Origin of the sequence: Pseudomonas sp. COR18 (assembly GCF_048568395.1) — a bacterium.
Taxonomy (GTDB): Bacteria; Pseudomonadota; Gammaproteobacteria; order Pseudomonadales; family Pseudomonadaceae; genus Aquipseudomonas; species Aquipseudomonas fuscovaginae_B.
This window is the reverse complement of sequence record NZ_CP183808.1, coordinates 765944-782956: the sequence shown is the minus strand read 5'-3', so window position 1 is coordinate 782956 and position 17013 is coordinate 765944. Positions and strand designations below refer to the sequence as shown.

Here is a 17013-nt window from a genome sequence, read left to right as displayed (position 1 = left end):
AACGTAGCGCCGTAAAACAGGCGCGCGAAGGAGAACAGAATGCTTCCGGCTCTATGGGTTGCAAAAACAGGTTTGGCGGCGCAAGACACCAACCTGACCACCATTTCCAACAACCTGGCCAACGTCTCGACCACCGGCTTCAAGCGTGATCGTGCCGAGTTCCAGGACCTGCTGTATCAGATCAAGCGTCAGCCTGGCGCCCAGTCGACCCAGGACAGCGAACTGCCGTCGGGCCTGCAACTGGGTACCGGTGTGCGCATCGTCGGTACGCAGAAGAACTTCGCCGCCGGTAGCCTGCAGACCACCGACCAGCCCCTGGATATCGCGGTCAACGGCCGTGGTTTTTTCCAGATCCTGCAACCGGACGGCACCACGGCCTATACCCGTGACGGCACCTTCCACCTGGACAACACCGGCCAGATCGTCACCGCCGCCGGTTTCGCCCTGCAGCCGGCGATCGTGATCCCGAACAACGCCCAGACCTTCACTGTCGGCAAGGACGGCACCGTCTCGATCACCACCGCCGGCAACCCGGCTTCGCAGGTGATCGGCAACCTGCAGACCGCCGACTTCATCAACCCGGCCGGCCTGCAGGCCATCGGTGGCAACCTGTTCCTGGAAACCGCCGCCAGCGGCGCGCCACAGGTCAGCACGCCGGGCCTGAACGGTTTCGGTACCACCGAGCAGAGCACCCTGGAAACCTCCAACGTCAGCACCGTGGAGGAGATGGTCAACATGATCACCACCCAGCGTGCCTACGAAATGAACTCCAAGGTGATCTCCACCGCCGACCAGATGCTCTCGTTCGTCGCGCAGAATCTGTAATCAAGTCTATGTGGCGGCCCCGGGGTCGCCGGCAACACCGTGAGGTAAGGGTCATGAATCGGTTGTTTTCTATTCTCGCGCTGAGTGGGATTGCTGCGCTGGCGGGGTGCGTAAGCCCGCCGCCCAAACCCAATGACCCGTACTATGCGCCGGTGTTGCCGCGGACCCCGCTGCCAGCCGCGGCGAACAACGGCTCGATCTACCAGGCCGGTTTCGAACAGAACCTGTATGGCGACCGCAAGGCGTTCCGGGTCGGTGACATCATCACCATCACCCTGAACGAAGCGACCCAGGCCAGCAAGAACGCCAACTCCAACCTGTCGAAGAAAAGCTCCAACAGCCTGGGCCTGACTTCGCTGTTTGGCAGTGTGCCGAACACCAACAACCCGCTGGGCAGTGGCGACCTCACCCTGAATGCCGGCTATACCGGTAACCGTGCCAGCGACGGCTCCGCCAAGGCCGGCCAGAGCAACAGCCTGACCGGTTCGATCACCGTCACCGTGGCCGATGTGCTGCCCAACGGCATCATCGCCGTGCGTGGCGAGAAGTGGCTGACCCTCAATACCGGCGACGAGCTGGTACGGATCGCCGGCCTGGTCCGGGCCGACGACATCGCCACCGATAACACCGTGCCGTCCACCCGCGTGGCCGATGCGCGCATCACCTATTCGGGTACCGGCTCCTTTGCCGATACGAGTCAGCCGGGCTGGTTCGACCGTTTCTTCCTCAGCCCACTCTGGCCTTTCTAGGTGCCGACGATCATGTTCAACTTCAAGCATCTGATGGCGGCCGTGCTGCTGATGTCGACCGCCCTCAGTGTCCAGGCCGAACGGTTGAAGGACATCGCCAGTATCTCCGGCGTACGTTCCAACCAGCTGATCGGCTACGGTCTGGTGGTCGGCCTGAACGGTACGGGTGACCAGACCACCCAGACCCCGTTCACCCTGCAGACCTTCAACAACATGCTGTCGCAGTTCGGCATCAAGGTGCCGGCCAACTCCGGCAGCGTCCAGTTGAAGAACGTCGCGGCGGTGTCGGTCAGTGCCGACCTGCCGGCGTTCGCCAAGCCGGGGCAGGTGGTCGACATCACCGTGTCCTCCATCGGTAACGCCAAGAGCCTGCGGGGCGGCACCCTGCTGCTGACGCCTTTGAAGGGTATCGACGGCAACGTCTACGCCATCGCCCAGGGCAACCTGGTGGTGGGTGGCTTCGATGCCGAGGGGCGTGACGGTTCGAAGATCACCGTCAACGTTCCGTCGGCTGGCCGGATCCCCGGTGGTGCGTCCGTCGAGCGGGCTGTGCCGAGCGGCTTCAACCAGGGCAACAGCCTGACCCTGAACCTCAACCGTTCCGACTTCACCACCGCCAAGCGCATCGTCGACAAGGTCAACGACATGCTCGGCCCAGGCGTGGCCCAGGCCATCGACGGTGGTTCGGTACGGGTGACCGCGCCGCTGGACCCGAGCCAGCGTGTCGACTACATCTCGATCCTGGAAAATCTCGAGGTCGATCCGGGCCAGGCGGTGGCGAAAGTCATCATCAACTCGCGCACCGGTACCATCGTGATCGGCCAGAACGTCAAGGTATCGCCAGCGGCAGTGACCCACGGCAGCCTGACGGTGACCATCACCGAGGACCCGATCGTCAGCCAGCCGGGGCCGCTGTCCAATGGCACCACGGCGGTCGTCCCGCGCTCGCGGGTCAATGCCCAGCAGGAAGCCAAGCCGATGTTCAAGTTCGGCCCGGGAACCACCCTGGACGAGATCGTCCGTGCGGTGAACCAGGTGGGGGCGGCGCCAGGCGACCTGATGGCGATTCTCGAAGCATTGAAACAGGCCGGCGCGCTGCAGGCCGACCTGATCGTGATCTGAGGTCGATTCCATGGTCGATATTCGTAACAGCGGGATCGTCAACGTCAGTGACTCGGGGGCGTACACCGACCTCAATCGCCTGAACAACCTGAAGGTCGGCGATCGCACCAGCGACGGCAACCTGCGCAAGGTGGCCCAGGAATTCGAATCGCTGTTCCTCAGCCAGATGCTCAAGTCGATGCGTTCGGCCACCGAGGTGCTGGGCCAGGACAACCCGCTCAATACCCCGACGGCCAAGCAGTATCAGGAAATGTATGACCAGCAACTGGCGGTGACCATGTCCCGCCAGGGGGGGGTATCGGCCTGGCCGATGTGCTGATGCGCCAGATGTCGAAGGAAAAGCACACCAGGCCCTCCGACAGCGGCTTGACGGTCGGACCGCCGGCCGGCACGACCGCAGCGCCTGCCGCACCGGTCGAGACGCCGATCGCCGCGGGTACCGTCACTTCGACGCCGGGTTCGCCTTTCACCCGTTCCAACGGTCAGCACGCCTTGTGGGCCTCGCGGGTTGCCCATGGCAATGCCGCCGATGGCACCCTGCGCAATGACGTGGCCAAGCTCAATGCCCGGCGCCTGGCGCTGCCGAGCAAGCTCACCGACCGGCTGTTGGCCGGCCTGGTGCCGTCCGCCGACGCCAGCCAGGTCGCTGCGGCCGGCTACGCCGTGCCGGAGCGCAGCACTGCCTCCGCCGATGCGGCGCTGAAGAACGACAGCCTGGCGGCCCGCAGCATCGCCGTGCCGGCGGCACGCATGCAGATCTATGGTCGCGCGGTGGCCCAGCCGCCGTTGGCGCCGGCCAAGCGTGCCTTCAGCTCGCCTGACGAATTCGTCGCCACCATGCTGCCGATGGCCGAGCAGGCCGCCAAGCGTATCGGTGTCGATCCGCGCTACCTGGTGGCCCAGGCCGCGCTGGAAACCGGCTGGGGCAAGTCGGTCATGCGTCAGCAGGATGGCAGCAGCAGTCACAACCTGTTCGGCATCAAGGCCGGCAGCAGTTGGCAGGGGCCGCAGGCGCGGGCCATTACCAGTGAGTTCCGCGACGGGCAGATGGTCAAGGAAACAGCGGACTTCCGTTCCTATGCGTCCTATCAGGACAGCTTCCACGACCTGGTGACCCTGCTGCAGAGCAACAGTCGCTATCAAGATGTGCTGAAGTCGGCCGATAAACCTGAACAGTTTGTGCGTGAGCTGCAAAAGGCCGGGTATGCAACCGATCCGGATTACGCCAGCAAGATCACGCAAATAGCAAAACAGATGAAGAGCTACCAGAACTACGCTGCGGTGACGGGCGCTTCCACGAATTTATAAGGTCTGAATCATGAGTTTGCTCAATATCGGGATGACGGGGTTGAACGCTGCCAGCTCGGCCCTGACGACTACGGGTAACAACATTGCCAACGTCGACACGGCCGGTTATTCGCGTCAGCAAACCGTGCAGACCACTGCAGCCTCGCAGCGTTACGGCAACGTTTTCATCGGCACCGGGACCACCCTGGCGGATGTGCGCCGGGTCTACAGCGCCTACCTGGAATCGCAACTGCACACTGCGACCTCGCTCAACAGCGATGCGTCGTCGTACCTGGCCCAGGTCACGCCGACCGACTCGATGCTGTCCGACACCAACACCGGCATGACCGCGTCCCTGCAGAGCTTTTTCACCGCTCTGCAGTCGGTCTCGACCACCCCGACCGATGACGCTTCCCGCCAGAACACACTGAGCAGCGCCAAGGCCCTGAGCGATCGCTTCAACTCCATCGCCAAGCAGCTCAACGACCAGAATACCGGGATCAACACCAACCTGGCGGACATGGCCGACCAGGTGAACAAGCTGGCGACCAGCATCGCCCAGCTCAATGAGCAGATCACCAAGATCTCCCCGTCCGCCGGTGCGCCCAACGACCTGATGGACAAGCGCAACGAGGCCGTGCGCCAACTGTCCGAACTGGTCGGTACCTCGGTGACCGAGCGCGGTTCCAACTATGATGTGTATCTGGCCAACGGCCAGCCACTGGTCATGGGCAACTCCACCAACACCCTGTCGGCCGTACCGAGCAAGGACGACCCGAGCCGCTACTCGCTGCAACTGGATCGCGCCTCCAGCACCATCGACATCACCGACACGGTGAGTGGCGGTGAGATCGGTGGCCTGCTGCGCTATCGCACCGAGGTGCTGAACCCTTCGCTCAACGAGCTGGGGCGCGTGGCCATGGTCGTCGCCGACCAGATGAACAAGCAGAACGCCCAGGGCATCGACAAGAACGGCAACTTCGGCACGGCGATCTTCAACGATATCAACAGTGCTGCGCTGGTCAGCCAGCGCAGCATCGCCAAGTCGACCAACAACCCGGCTTCCGGCAACCTGAACGTCAACATCAGCAACACCGGCGCGCTGACCACCTATGACTACCAGGTGACCTTCACCAGTGGTACCGACTACACCGTCAAGCGTTCCGACGGTACCAACATGGGCACCTTCAGCACCACGACCACGCCGGCACCGGTGATCGACGGCTTTACCCTGAGCCCGAACAGCGCCACGGCGATGACCGCCGGCGACAGCTTCAAGGTCACGCCGACCCGCAGCGGCGCCAGCGACATCCAGATGGTGATGACCGACTCCAAGAGCATCGCCGCCGCCGCGCCGCTGACCGGCGTAACCAGTGCCAACAACGGCGGGACCTACACCCAGCCGGTGCTGGTCGACCAGTTGGGTACCCCCAACGCGACCAACAACGCGCAACTGCAGGACGCCATCAAGTACGGCACACCCGTCAAACTCGTGTTCGACGCCGCCGGTACCGGCGCTGCTGCCGGCACCCAGGGCTATACCCTGACCGACGCCAAGGGCAACGTCATGGGTACCGGCACCATCGTGCCGGGCCAGGGCAACACCCTGAACCTGAAGATCAACATGGTCGATGCCTCGGGCAACCCGGTGATGGACACCAGCGTCACGCCGGCGGTGCAGAAGACCTTCACCGTGCAGACCACCGTGGGTGGCAACCCGAAAGCCGGCGAGAGCTACACCATCTCGATGACCGGTGCCGCTTCCTCGGACAACCGCAACAGCGCAGCCCTGATCGCCCTGCAGACCAAGAAGACCGTCGACACTGGCACCGCCAGCCAGGGTATCAGCCTGTCGGATGCCTATGGCAAGTTGATCTCCAACGTCGGCACCAAGGCCGCCCAGGCCAAGTCCGACAGCGAGGCGACCACCACCGTGCTGACGACCGCCAAGGGCGCCCGGGACTCGCTGTCGGGGGTCAACCTCGACGAGGAAACCGGCAACCTGGTCAAGTACCAGCAGTACTACACCGCCTCTTCGCAGATCATCAAGGCGGCCCAGGAAACCTTCAGCGTGCTGATCAACAGTCTTTAAGGAGTCGTAATCCATGCGCATTTCCACCGCCCAGTATTACGAAACGACCGCCGCCAACTATCAGCGCGGCTACGACGGCATGCTCAAGAGTGCGGCCGAAGCGAGCAGCCTGACCAAGGTCAACACCGCTGCCGACGATCCGGTCGGGGCCGCACGCCTGTTGCAACTGGGTCAGCAGAGCGCTGCGCTGGTGCAGTACACCACCAACGCCAACTCGCTCAAGACCCAGTACAGCCAGAGCGAAACCGCGCTGGGGTCGATCCAGGACGCGATGCAGCGTGCCCGCGAGCTGGCCCTGTCGGCCAACAACGGCGCCAAGACCGACGCTGACCGCAAGGCGACCGCCCAGGAACTGGGCCAATTGCAGCAGGCGATTCTCGGCCTGATGAACAGCCAGGATTCCAACGGCAACTACCTGTTCGCCGGCTCGAAGACCAGCACCACGCCCTACACCGCCAACGCCGACGGTACCTTCAGCTACAACGGCGACCAGTCGACCCTGAGCCTGCAGGTCGGTGAAAACCTCTCCCTGGGCAGCAACGTCACCGGCTGGGATGCCTTCCAGCAGTCGATCAATACCGCGCGCACCAGTGTCACCATGACCTCGCCGGCCGTCGACGACGGCCGCGTGACCCTGTCCAATGGCCTGGTCAGCAACAGTGCCACCTACGACGCCAAGTTCACCGCCGGCCAACCCTATACCGTGACCTTCCTCAGCAGCACGCAGTTGAAGATCACTGATGGGGCCGGCAACGACGTGACCTCGGAAGCGACCCAGAACGGTGTCGTCAGTAACAGCAACGGTGCCAACCAGACGGTGAACTTCCGTGGCATCGATCTGAACCTGAATATCAACCTGAAGTCGGGCGATGTGCCGGACACCGTGATTGCCGGTCATACCTTCACCCTGAGCGCGCAGCCGGACACCTTCAACACCACGCGCAGTGCCGGCAACCCGTCGACCACGGTGATCACCGGGGCGACCACCACCAACCAGGCGGCCTACACCAGCACTTTCCCCAATGGCGGGGCGACCATCAAGTTCGGTGCTGGCGGTGCCTATGACGTGTACGCCACGCCGATTTCCTCGGATAGCCAGCCGATTTCTTCGGGCACCATGGCTGCGCCACCCGCGGCGCAGACCATTACTGCGGCCGGGGTCACTTTCACCTTCAGTGGTGCGGCGTCGGCGGGCGACCAGTTCATGGTCCAGTCCAACAACCACCAGACCCAGAACATCCTCGACACCCTGTCGTCGATGATCAATGCCCTGAACACGCCGGTCGATGGCAATGCGGCGGCCCAGCAGAAGCAGGCGGCAGCGATGAACGCCGGGATCGCCAACATCGACAGTGCGTTCAAGCAGACCAGTGCGGCGATCACCACCGTGGGCGCGCGGGGACAAGCCCTGGATAACCAGGCGGCGACCAACCAGAGCCTGACGCTGGCCAACACCAGCAGCCAGCAGGCGATCCGCGATTCCGATCCTGCCGAAGTGATGACCCGCCTGACCCTGCAACAGACCATGCTGCAGGCCGCTCAACTGGCTTTCAGCAAGGTCAGCCAGCTGGGTCTGTTCAACAAGATCTAAACGCTATCGGGCGCGCAAGCGCCCGATGACTTGACCGTCGAATACCCGCCGCTGTCACCAGCGGTTTCAGGGAGCCTTGCGACCATGGGGGTTCCCGTCGCTCGAGAGCCCGCCGTGAACGCCATTCCGCTTGTCAGTATTCTCATCCCTGCCTTCAATCCACGTTTTTTCGCCAAGGCACTGAACAGCGCGCTGCTGCAGACCCATGGCCACCTGGAAGTCATTGTCTGCGATGACAGTCGGGGCGATGAGATCGAACAGGTGGTGCGCTCACTGGGCGAGCAGTCCGCCGTTACCGTGCGTTATGTGCGCAACCCGCGCACACTGGGTGTGGTCGGCAACCTGAACGCCTGCCTGGCACAGGCCCGGGGCGAGTATGTCAAGTTTCTCTGCGATGACGACCAACTGCTGGCCGGTTGCATCGAGCAGCAGGCGCAATCGCTGATAGCGCATGCCGACGTCAACCTGGTATTGGCCCAGCGCCTGTACTGGGACGCCGATGACCTGCAGTTGCCTTCGCGCCTGGAGAACAGTCCGCTGTCGCCGGTTTCCGGGGTGTTCAAGGGTGAGGACCTGCTGGCGATCTGCGAGAACTTTCCGGCCAATTTCCTCGGCGGCCTGAGCTGCGCGCTGTTTCGTCGCGCGGACCTGCTGGAACTGCTGCCCGCCTTGACCCAGCCCGATCACTGTTTTGTCGCGAGCCTCGACCTGGCCTTGTACATCTGCCTGTTGCGGCGCGGCAACCTGGTGGTGCTGAACAATGTCCTTGGCATCGAGCGCCTGTATCCGGGGCGCTGGAGTCGCCAGCAGGCCATGCTGGAGGCCGCCGAGACCGAAAGGCAATGGCTGCTGCAAATGCTCAAGGCGCGCAGTGGCGAGGCCGCCCCGGCCCAGGGCTGGGTCCGCTACGTGCCGTTGACGCAGGCGGACACACTGCCCAGGGCATGGGAAGAGTTGCCTCTGAGCCGAACGCTGGGCACCAAACAGACCACCCAGGGCTGGCGCGTCGGGGTTGCCAGTGAAAGCTTCGGTCAGCTCTACAGCGAATGGTTGGCCTGTCGCACGCTGACCGAGGTGCAACGCAAGCTGTTGCCCGATACGTTGGCGGGATGGACGACGCGGCCGAAAATCGTTCCGATCGTTTTCGATGAGCAGGGCAGTGCCGCCGCTCTCGAACTCACCCTGGAAAGCCTCGAGTCGCAGGTCTACCCGCCGGATCTGATCTTGATCCTCTCCAGTGCCTGCAGCGAGCCGAGCCTGAGCGACAGGGTGTTTCGCCTGCCATTGCAGGAGGATTGGCAGCAGCAACTGAACGAGGTGCTGCCGCAGTTGGAGGGGGCCGACTGGTTCTACCTGTTGCACGCGGGGGATCGCCTGGTCGAGCCGGCGCTGCTGATCCTGGCCGAGCGTATCGCCATCTCGCCGAATGTGCGCTGCTTCTACAGTGATGAAGGCGGCATACGGGAAGGCGAGTCGGCGGAGCCGGTGTTCAAGCCGGACTTCAACCTCGACCTGATGCGCGGCTACCCGTATGTCGGTCGAACCCTGGCGTTCCAGCGGGCAATGGCCCTGGAACTGGGTGGTTTCGATTCGAGCCATGGTGAGCTGGCGCCCCACGATATGCTCTGGCGCATGGTCGAGAGCGAAGGTACCCGTGCGGTCGGTCATGTCGCGCAGATACTGGTGGAGTCGACCTTCGCGCTGTCCAGCTGGTTATCGCTGCCCGAGCTGGTGGAACTCAACCACGGCCTGCTGCGGGCGCACCTGGAACGCTTGGGCGTGGCCCATGAGATCGGCACTGGTAGTGCGGACCTGATCAACCGGGTGAACTATCTGCACGAGACCCGTCCGTTGGTATCGATCGTCATTGTCAGCCAGGACCAGTGCGCGGCGCTGCAACGTTGTATCGAGAGCCTGTTCGAGAAGACCGCCTACAGCGAATACGAGCTGTTGCTGGTGGACAATGGCAGCGAAGGTGCCGAAGCCAGGGCCTGGTTTGCCGCGATGGGCGAGCTGGGCAGCGAGCGGGTGCGGGTGTTGAGCCTTGCCCGCGGCAATCCTGCCGCCGTGCGCAACGCGGCGGCCCGCGAGGCGCGCGGCCAGTACCTGCTGATGCTCAATCCCTTTGCGGTGATCACCAATGCGCAATGGCTGGACGAGTTGCTCAACCATGCCCAGCGCCCGGAGGTCGGGGTGGTCGGGGCCAAGCTGTTCAGCCCGGATGGCGATGTCGTGCATGCCGGCCTGATTCTCGGTTTGCGGGGGCCGGCCGGCCTGCCGTTCTACGGCGAGAAGATGCAGGCTGCCGGGTACATGTATCGGTTGCAGGCGGTCCACGATTTGAGTGCGGTGGGCGGTGACTGCCTGATGGTGCGCAAGGAGATTTTCGAGGACATCGGCGGGCTCGATGAGGCGCACCTGGCCCATACGCTCAACGACGTGGACCTGTGCCTGCACGTCGTGCAGCGTGATTACCTGGTGGTCTGGACGCCCTATGCCCAGGTGGCCATGGGCAAGCAGCCGGTGGTCGAACTGGATGCTGCCGGGCAGGAGCGCCAGGCCGGGGAGCAGGAGTTGTTCTATCAGCGCTGGCTGCCGGTGGTTGCAAACGATCCGGCGTATAACCCGAACCTGGCCCTGGATGGTCTGGGCAGCGCCAGTTTCAGTCTCGAGCCCGGTTTGCGTTCGGGATGGACGCCATTCGCCGGTCGGTATCTGCCGACGATCATGGGCTTGCCGGTCAACGCCTCGGCAATTGGCCATTATCGCGTCACCCAGCCGATGATTGAGTTGGAGGCGGCGGGGCGGGCGGTGGGCCGAACCTACTACAACCTGCCGTCGATCATTGAGGTGGAGCGTCAGTCTCCCGACGTCATCGTCCTGCAAGGGCGTTATGCCGAGCAGCCGATCAATGAAATCATCGGTTTGAAGACCTACAACAACGCCCGGCGCATCTATGAGCTGGATGACTACGTGATCAATGTCCCCAGCAAGAACGGGCATATTCGCAACCTGCCTGGCAGTACGGAAATGGAGGAGCTGGTACGGCGTGGCATCGGGCTGTGCGACCGGGTCGTGGTCTCGACCCAGCCGCTGGCCGAAGCCCTGTCGTCGATGCATCACGATATTCGCGTGGTGCCGAACATGCTGGCGCCGCACATGTGGACCGGGCTTCGCAGCCAGCGGCGCACTTCGGCCAAGCCGCGCGTAGGCTGGGGCGGCGGGACCAGCCATGGTGGCGACCTGGCCATCATCGCCGATGTCGTCCGCGAGCTCGCCAACGAAGTGGACTGGGTCTTTTTCGGCATGTGTCCAGAGGAACTGCGGCCTTACCTGCACGAGTTCCATGGGGTGATCGGTCTCGATCTCTACCCGGCCAAATTGGCCAGCCTGAATCTGGACCTGGCGCTGGCGCCGCTGGAATTCCATATCTTCAACGACTGCAAGAGCAACCTGCGTCTGCTGGAGTATGGCGCCTGTGGCTATCCGGTGATCTGCACCGATACCCGGGCCTATGAAGGCTATCTGCCGTGCACCAAGATCCGCACCAACACCACGGAGGAATGGCTGCAAGCCATTCGCATGCATCTGGCCGATCCCGATGCCAGCTATCGCATGGGTGATGAGTTGCGCGAAGCGGTACTGCGCGACTACATGCTGCGTGGGGACAACCTGCGCTACTGGGAAAACGGCTGGTTGGCGGACTGATTCGCCGCCACGCTTCACCCGACGAGGGCAAGGGCAGGTGCGCCCTCGTCGACGGCTCTCGACAGGAGCGGTCCTGCGGAGCTGGCGCGTTTCCTGCAAGTCCCTCCCCAAATCGCCATAAATCGTGCATTTGACGGCGTGGCCCAGCGGCCAGGCCCCATGAGCGCGATTTGATCCGGCAGTCTGGGTGGTCCGACAAGGCCTCAGCCGGCCTTGTACGTACGAGAGGGGACAAGATGAAGGCAGTAATTCTGGCGGGCGGCCTGGGTACGCGGATCAGCGAGGAGTCGCATCTCAAGCCCAAGCCGATGATCGAGATCGGTGGCAAGCCAATTCTCTGGCACATCATGAAGCAGTACTCGGCCCACGGCATCCACGATTTCGTGATCTGCCTGGGGTACAAGGGCTACGCGATCAAGGACTTCTTCGCCAACTACTTCCTGCACACCTCCGACGTCACCTTCGACATGTGCAACAACCGCATGGACGTTCACCAGAACTACAGCGAGCCGTGGCGCGTGACCCTGATCGACACCGGTGAGGAAACCATGACCGGTGGTCGCCTGCGTCGCGCCGGCCGCTACCTGCAGGACGAGGACGCGTTCTGCTTCACCTACGGTGACGGCGTCTCGGATCTCGATATCGGTGCGCTGGTGAATTTCCACCGGGCCAGCGGCAAGCTGGCGACGGTCACCGCCGTGCAACCGCCTGGCCGCTATGGCGCGCTGGAGCGTGATGGCGACAGTGTTCGCGGTTTCATCGAAAAGCCCCGTGGCGACGGCGGCTGGATCAACGGTGGCTTCTTTGTCCTGTCGCCCAAGGTCCTGCCGCTGATCAGTGGTGACTCCACCGTCTGGGAAGCCGAGCCGCTGATGGGCCTGGCCGCCGATGGGCAGTTGAATGCCTTCCAGCATGACGGCTTCTGGCACCCGATGGACACCCTGCGCGACAAGAATCACCTCGAACAGCTCTGGCAGAGCGGGGAGGCCCCGTGGAAGCAGTGGGACTGAGCCGGGCGTTCTGGAACGGCAAGCGGGTCCTGTTGACCGGCCACACCGGCTTCAAGGGCAGTTGGCTGGCGCTCTGGCTGCAGAGCCTGGGTGCCCAGGTCAGCGGTTTCGCCCTGGCACCTTCGACCGAACCGAACCTGTTCGACCTGGCACGGGTCGGCGAGGGCATGGACGATCGCCGTGGCGATCTGCGCGACCTCGGCGCGCTGCTGGAACTGATTGCCGAAACCGAACCGGAGATCGTCCTGCACCTGGCCGCCCAGCCGCTGGTGCGCGAGGCCTATCGCGACCCGCTCGGCACCTACTCGAGCAACGTCATGGGCACGCTCAACCTGCTCGAGGCGATTCGCCAGGTCGGCGGCGTGAGTGCCTGTGTGCTGATCACCACCGACAAGGTCTACGCCAACCAGGAATGGGCCTGGCCCTATCGCGAGAACGAAGCCCTCGGCGGTCATGATCCCTACAGCAGCAGCAAGGCCTGCTGCGAGTTGCTGGCGCAGTCCTACGTGGCGTCCTTTTTTCCGCCCGAGCGCTATGACGTGCATGGCTTGGCGGTGGCAACCGCGCGGGCCGGCAATGTTCTTGGCGGCGGCGACTTTTCGCCGGAGCGGCTGATTCCCGACGTGCTGCGCGCTTGGTCGGCGGGCGAGCCGGTGACCCTGCGTTATCCCCAGGCCGTACGGCCCTGGCAGCATGCGCTGGAACCGCTGGCGGGCTACCTGCAATTGGCCGCCGCGCTGTATGAGCGCGGGCCGGACCTGGCCGGTGCGTGGAATTTCGGGCCGGGCGAGGATGACATGTGCAGCGTCGGCGACGTTGTCGCACGGCTCGCCGGGCGCTGGCCGCAGGCTCCCGGACTGCGGGTCGAGCCAAGCGAGCTGCACGAGGCCGGGCTGTTGCGTCTGGACAGCAGCCGCGCGCGGCAGTTGCTCGGCTGGCAACCACGCTGGTCGTTGCAGCAATGCCTGGAGCAGACCCTCGACTGGCACCTGGCCTGGCAGGGCGGTGCCGACATGCGGGCGATCACCCTGGCCCAGCTGGACCTCTATCGGGGGGCGCTGTGAGCGAGTTCCTGATCCAGGCCTTGCCGCTGGCGGGGTTGTTCAACGTGCAGCACAAACGCCACGCCGACTCGCGTGGGCATTTCTCCCGGTTGTTCTGCGAGGGCAGCCTGAGTGCCTTCGGCGAGCCTTTTCACATCCGCCAGATCAACCATTCCTGCACCCGTGAGCGCGGCAGCGTGCGCGGCCTGCATTACCAGAATGCCCAGGCCCCGGAAGCCAAGCTGATCACCTGCCTGCGCGGTGAGGTCTGGGACGTCGCGGTGGACCTTCGGCCGGAGTCGCCGACCTTCCTGCAATGGCATGCCGAGCACCTGCGTGCCGGCGATGGCCGCAGCCTGCTGCTACCGGCCGGTTTTGCCCATGGCTTCCAGGCCCTGAGCGACGATGCCGAGCTGCTGTACCTGCACAGTGCCGACTACACGCCGCAGAGTGAAGGCGGGTTGTCGGTGCTCGACCCGCGCCTGGCGATCACCTGGCCCGAGGCTGTCAAAAATCTGTCGGCCAGGGATGCCAGCCATCCGCTGATCGACGCGTCTTTTCCTGGAGTGCGTCTATGAACTGCCGAGGTTGCGGCACCCCACTGGTCCTGCCGTTGATCGATCTCGGCACGTCGCCGCCGTCCAACGCCTACCTGCGGGCCGAGCAATTGGAGCAGGCGGAGGCCTGGGTACCGCTGAAGGTTGCGGTGTGCCAGAGCTGCTGGCTGGTACAGACCGAGGACTACACCCGCGCCGACACGCTGTTCGACGCCGACTACGCCTATTTCAGCTCGTTCTCCAGCACCTGGCTGGCCCATGCCGAGCGCTACGTGGCCGAGATGGTCGAACGCTTCGGCCTGACCGGCGACAGCCGGGTGGTGGAAGTGGCGGCCAACGATGGCTACCTGCTGCAGTACGTGGCCGGCCGCGGCATTCCCTGCCTGGGGGTCGAGCCGACCCGCAGCACCGCCCAGGCGGCGCGGGACAAGGGCCTGGAGATCCGCGAGCTGTTCTTCGGCCGGGACACCGCCCGGCAGTTGCGCGAGGAGGGCTGGGCCGCCGACCTGATGGCGGCCAACAACGTGCTGGCCCATGTGCCGGACATCAACGATTTCCTCCAGGGCTTTGCAACCCTGCTCAAGCCGACGGGCGTGGCGACCTTCGAGTTCCCGCACCTGCTGGCACTGATGGCCGGACACCAGTTCGACACCCTGTATCACGAACACTATTCCTACCTGTCGCTGACCGCCGTGCAGGCGCTGTGCGAGCGCAATGGCCTGGAAGTCTTCGACGTCGGCGGCCTGTCGACCCACGGCGGTTCGCTGCGGGTATTCGTGCAGCGCGCCGACGGTGAGCGGCGCGACGTGCTGCCGGTGGTGCGCCAGGTGCTGGACGCCGAACTGGCCGCCGGAGTGAAGACCCCGGCGTTCTACGCCACCCTGGCGCCCGCCGCCGAACGCATCAAGCACGATCTGCTGCGTTTCCTGCTCAAGGCCAAGGCCGAAGGCAAGCGCGTGGTCGGCTATGGCGCGGCGGCCAAGGGCAATACGCTGCTCAACTACGCCGGGGTGCGTCCGGACCTGCTGGCCTGGGTCGCCGATGCCAGCCCGCACAAGCAGGGCAAGTTCCTGCCGGGCAGCCGGATTGCGGTGGTGTCCCCCGAGCGCATTGCCAGCGAAAAGCCTGATTACATTCTCGTGTTGCCATGGAACCTTCTGGACGAGATTACCCAGCAGTACGCGATGGTGCGTGAATGGGGGGCTCGCTTTGTGGTTGCCATTCCGGAGTTGAATTTCAGATGAGCCGAATTCATTACACCAAACCCAGCGTTGGCGAGCTGGAGTCCCGATACGTGCTGGACGCGGTGCAGCATGGCTGGGGCGAGCGCTGCTACGAATACATCACGCGTTTCGAGAAGTCCTTTGCCGAGCACCTGGGGGTGCCCTACGCCATTGCCACTTCCAGTTGCACCGGTGCCCTGCACATGGGAATGGCGGCCCTGGGGGTCGGTCCGGGCGATGAGGTCATCCTGGCCAACACCAACTGGATCGCCTCTGCCGCACCGATCGACTACCTCGGTGCCACGCCGGTCTTTGTCGATGTCCTGGCGGACAGCTGGTGCCTGGATCCGGAGCAGGTCGAGCGAGCCATCACACCGCGGACCAAGGCCATCGTCGCGGTGCATCTGTATGGCAACCTCTGTGACATGGATGCGCTGTTGGCCATTGGTGCCAGGCACGGCATTGCGGTCATCGAGGACGCGGCCGAGGCCATCGGTTCCCAGTGGCGCGGCAAGGCCGCCGGATCGCTGGGGGCCTTCGGCGCCTTCTCCTTCCACGGCACCAAGACCATGACCACCGGCGAAGGGGGAATCTTCGTCACCTCGGACAAGGCGCTCTACGAGCGCGTCCTGACCCTTTCCAATCATGGTCGGGTCAGTGGCAGCAAGCGCCAGTTCTGGCCCGACTTCATTGGTTTCAAATACAAGATGAGCAATCTGCAGGCGGCTATCGGCTGCGCCCAGATCGAGCGGGTCGAGGAACTGATCGCCCGCAAGCGGGCGATTTTCGCGCGTTATGCCGACGGCTTGCTGGGTGTCCCGGGCGTGTCGCTGAACCCGCAACCGGCCCATTCGCGCAATGGCTACTGGATGCCCACCGTCGTCTTCGACGCCGAGACCGGAATCACCCGGGAGACGCTGATCGAAGCGTTCCAGGCGGCGAATATCGACGCCCGCGTATTCTTCTGGCCCCTGTCTTCGTTGCCGATGTTCGAGGGCGTGAGCGTGGATACGCCGATGGCCTTTTCGCTGTCCGGGCGGGCCATCAATCTTCCCAGCTACCACGACATGACCGACGCTGACCAGCAGCGGGTGATCGACGTCATCCGTGACGTGTCCCGGCAGGGGAGCCCAGCGTGAATTTTTATCTGCTCGGTGCGGCGAACCCGGAAGCGGTGCGCATGATCCGCACACTGCAGCGGACCAATCCCCAGGACCGATTCGCCTTTCTCGACAATGATCCGGCCAAGCACGGGACCCTGTTTCATGGGGTGCCGGTGCTGGGCGGATGGGAGCAGGTCGCCGAACTGAAAGGGCCGGATGCCTGCTTCGTGAATCTGATCACCCGCGATACCCGAACCCGCTATGAAACCACGAGACAACTCGTCGAGGCGGGGGGCACACTGGGCAATTTCGTTCATCCGGGCATCGAGTTGTCGATGACACGCATGGGCACGGGCAACTATCTCCAGGAAGGCGTGATCATCCAGGCCGAAGTCGTCATCGGCGATAACAGCAGCATCAGCTACGGCAGCCTGGTCGGGCATGAAGGCCGTATCGGCGACTCGGTATTCATGGCTCCGGGCGTCGCCATCGCCGGTTGTGTCGAGGTGGGTGATGGCGCCTTCATCGGGACCAACGCGACCATCCTGCCGCGCCTGCGCATCGGTCGCTGGTCGATCGTCGGTGCCGGTGCCGTCGTCACCCGGGACGTTCCCGACTACGCGGTAGTCGTGGGCAATCCCGCCAGAATTATCAAGACCCAGTCCGTTCCCTATGGGGATGGTCGGGTTTTCAACAAATAAAG

12 protein-coding genes and 1 pseudogene are annotated in these 17013 nt (G+C 63.9%); all 13 read left to right on the top strand.

The annotated features are described in order from the left end of the window. Nucleotides 1-39: 39 nt before the first annotated feature. On the top strand, nucleotides 40-825 hold the full coding sequence (gene flgG / locus ACM62G_RS03560; protein ID WP_010449983.1) for a flagellar basal-body rod protein FlgG: 786 nt from the start codon (nucleotides 40-42) through the stop codon (nucleotides 823-825). Nucleotides 826-878: 53 nt separating this feature from the next. Next, a complete protein-coding gene (gene flgH, locus ACM62G_RS03555; RefSeq protein ID WP_054061206.1) occupies nucleotides 879-1574 on the top strand; it encodes a flagellar basal body L-ring protein FlgH in 696 nt (231 codons plus the stop codon). 12 nt (nucleotides 1575-1586) lie between these two features. Then, the gene (locus ACM62G_RS03550; protein ID WP_017902224.1) at nucleotides 1587-2696 is read left to right on the top strand and encodes a flagellar basal body P-ring protein FlgI; all 1110 of its coding nucleotides are present in this window, start codon (nucleotides 1587-1589) and stop codon (nucleotides 2694-2696) included. A 10-nt stretch (nucleotides 2697-2706) separates the two neighbouring features. Continuing rightward, nucleotides 2707-4004, top strand: a pseudogene (gene flgJ, locus ACM62G_RS03545) (flagellar assembly peptidoglycan hydrolase FlgJ). A 10-nt stretch (nucleotides 4005-4014) separates the two neighbouring features. Next, complete coding sequence (gene flgK / locus ACM62G_RS03540) at nucleotides 4015-6075, top strand: flagellar hook-associated protein FlgK (protein WP_419736703.1); 2061 nt, start codon at nucleotides 4015-4017, stop codon at nucleotides 6073-6075. Between the two features lie 13 nt (nucleotides 6076-6088). Next, a complete protein-coding gene (locus tag ACM62G_RS03535; protein ID WP_419736702.1) occupies nucleotides 6089-7666 on the top strand; it encodes a flagellar hook-associated protein 3 in 1578 nt (525 codons plus the stop codon). Nucleotides 7667-7780: 114 nt separating this feature from the next. Next, nucleotides 7781-11374, top strand: a complete 3594-nt coding sequence (locus ACM62G_RS03530) for a glycosyltransferase (protein WP_419736701.1) — start codon at nucleotides 7781-7783, stop codon at nucleotides 11372-11374. A gap of 236 nt (nucleotides 11375-11610) precedes the next feature. Continuing rightward, entirely contained in the window at nucleotides 11611-12384 is a 774-nt protein-coding gene (rfbF, locus tag ACM62G_RS03525) for a glucose-1-phosphate cytidylyltransferase (protein WP_054060591.1), read from the top strand. Then, nucleotides 12366-13448: a CDP-glucose 4,6-dehydratase gene (gene rfbG, locus ACM62G_RS03520; RefSeq protein WP_419736700.1), complete on the top strand. Its 1083-nt coding sequence runs from the start codon at nucleotides 12366-12368 to the stop codon at nucleotides 13446-13448. The genes rfbF and rfbG overlap by 19 nt, the downstream gene beginning before the upstream one ends. Continuing rightward, nucleotides 13445-14005, top strand: coding sequence for a dTDP-4-dehydrorhamnose 3,5-epimerase family protein (locus ACM62G_RS03515; protein ID WP_273819340.1), 561 nt, complete (start codon nucleotides 13445-13447; stop codon nucleotides 14003-14005). The genes rfbG and ACM62G_RS03515 overlap by 4 nt, the downstream gene beginning before the upstream one ends. Then, nucleotides 14002-15228: a methyltransferase domain-containing protein gene (locus ACM62G_RS03510; RefSeq protein WP_419736699.1), complete on the top strand. Its 1227-nt coding sequence runs from the start codon at nucleotides 14002-14004 to the stop codon at nucleotides 15226-15228. Before ACM62G_RS03515 ends, ACM62G_RS03510 begins: the two co-directional genes overlap by 4 nt. Further along, nucleotides 15225-16346 (top strand): DegT/DnrJ/EryC1/StrS family aminotransferase, encoded by a 1122-nt coding sequence (locus ACM62G_RS03505; protein WP_419736698.1) that lies wholly within the window; start codon nucleotides 15225-15227, stop codon nucleotides 16344-16346. The genes ACM62G_RS03510 and ACM62G_RS03505 overlap by 4 nt, the downstream gene beginning before the upstream one ends. Next, nucleotides 16343-17011: an acetyltransferase gene (locus ACM62G_RS03500; protein WP_419736697.1), complete on the top strand. Its 669-nt coding sequence runs from the start codon at nucleotides 16343-16345 to the stop codon at nucleotides 17009-17011. The genes ACM62G_RS03505 and ACM62G_RS03500 overlap by 4 nt, the downstream gene beginning before the upstream one ends. The last annotated feature ends 2 nt before the right edge of the window (nucleotides 17012-17013 follow it).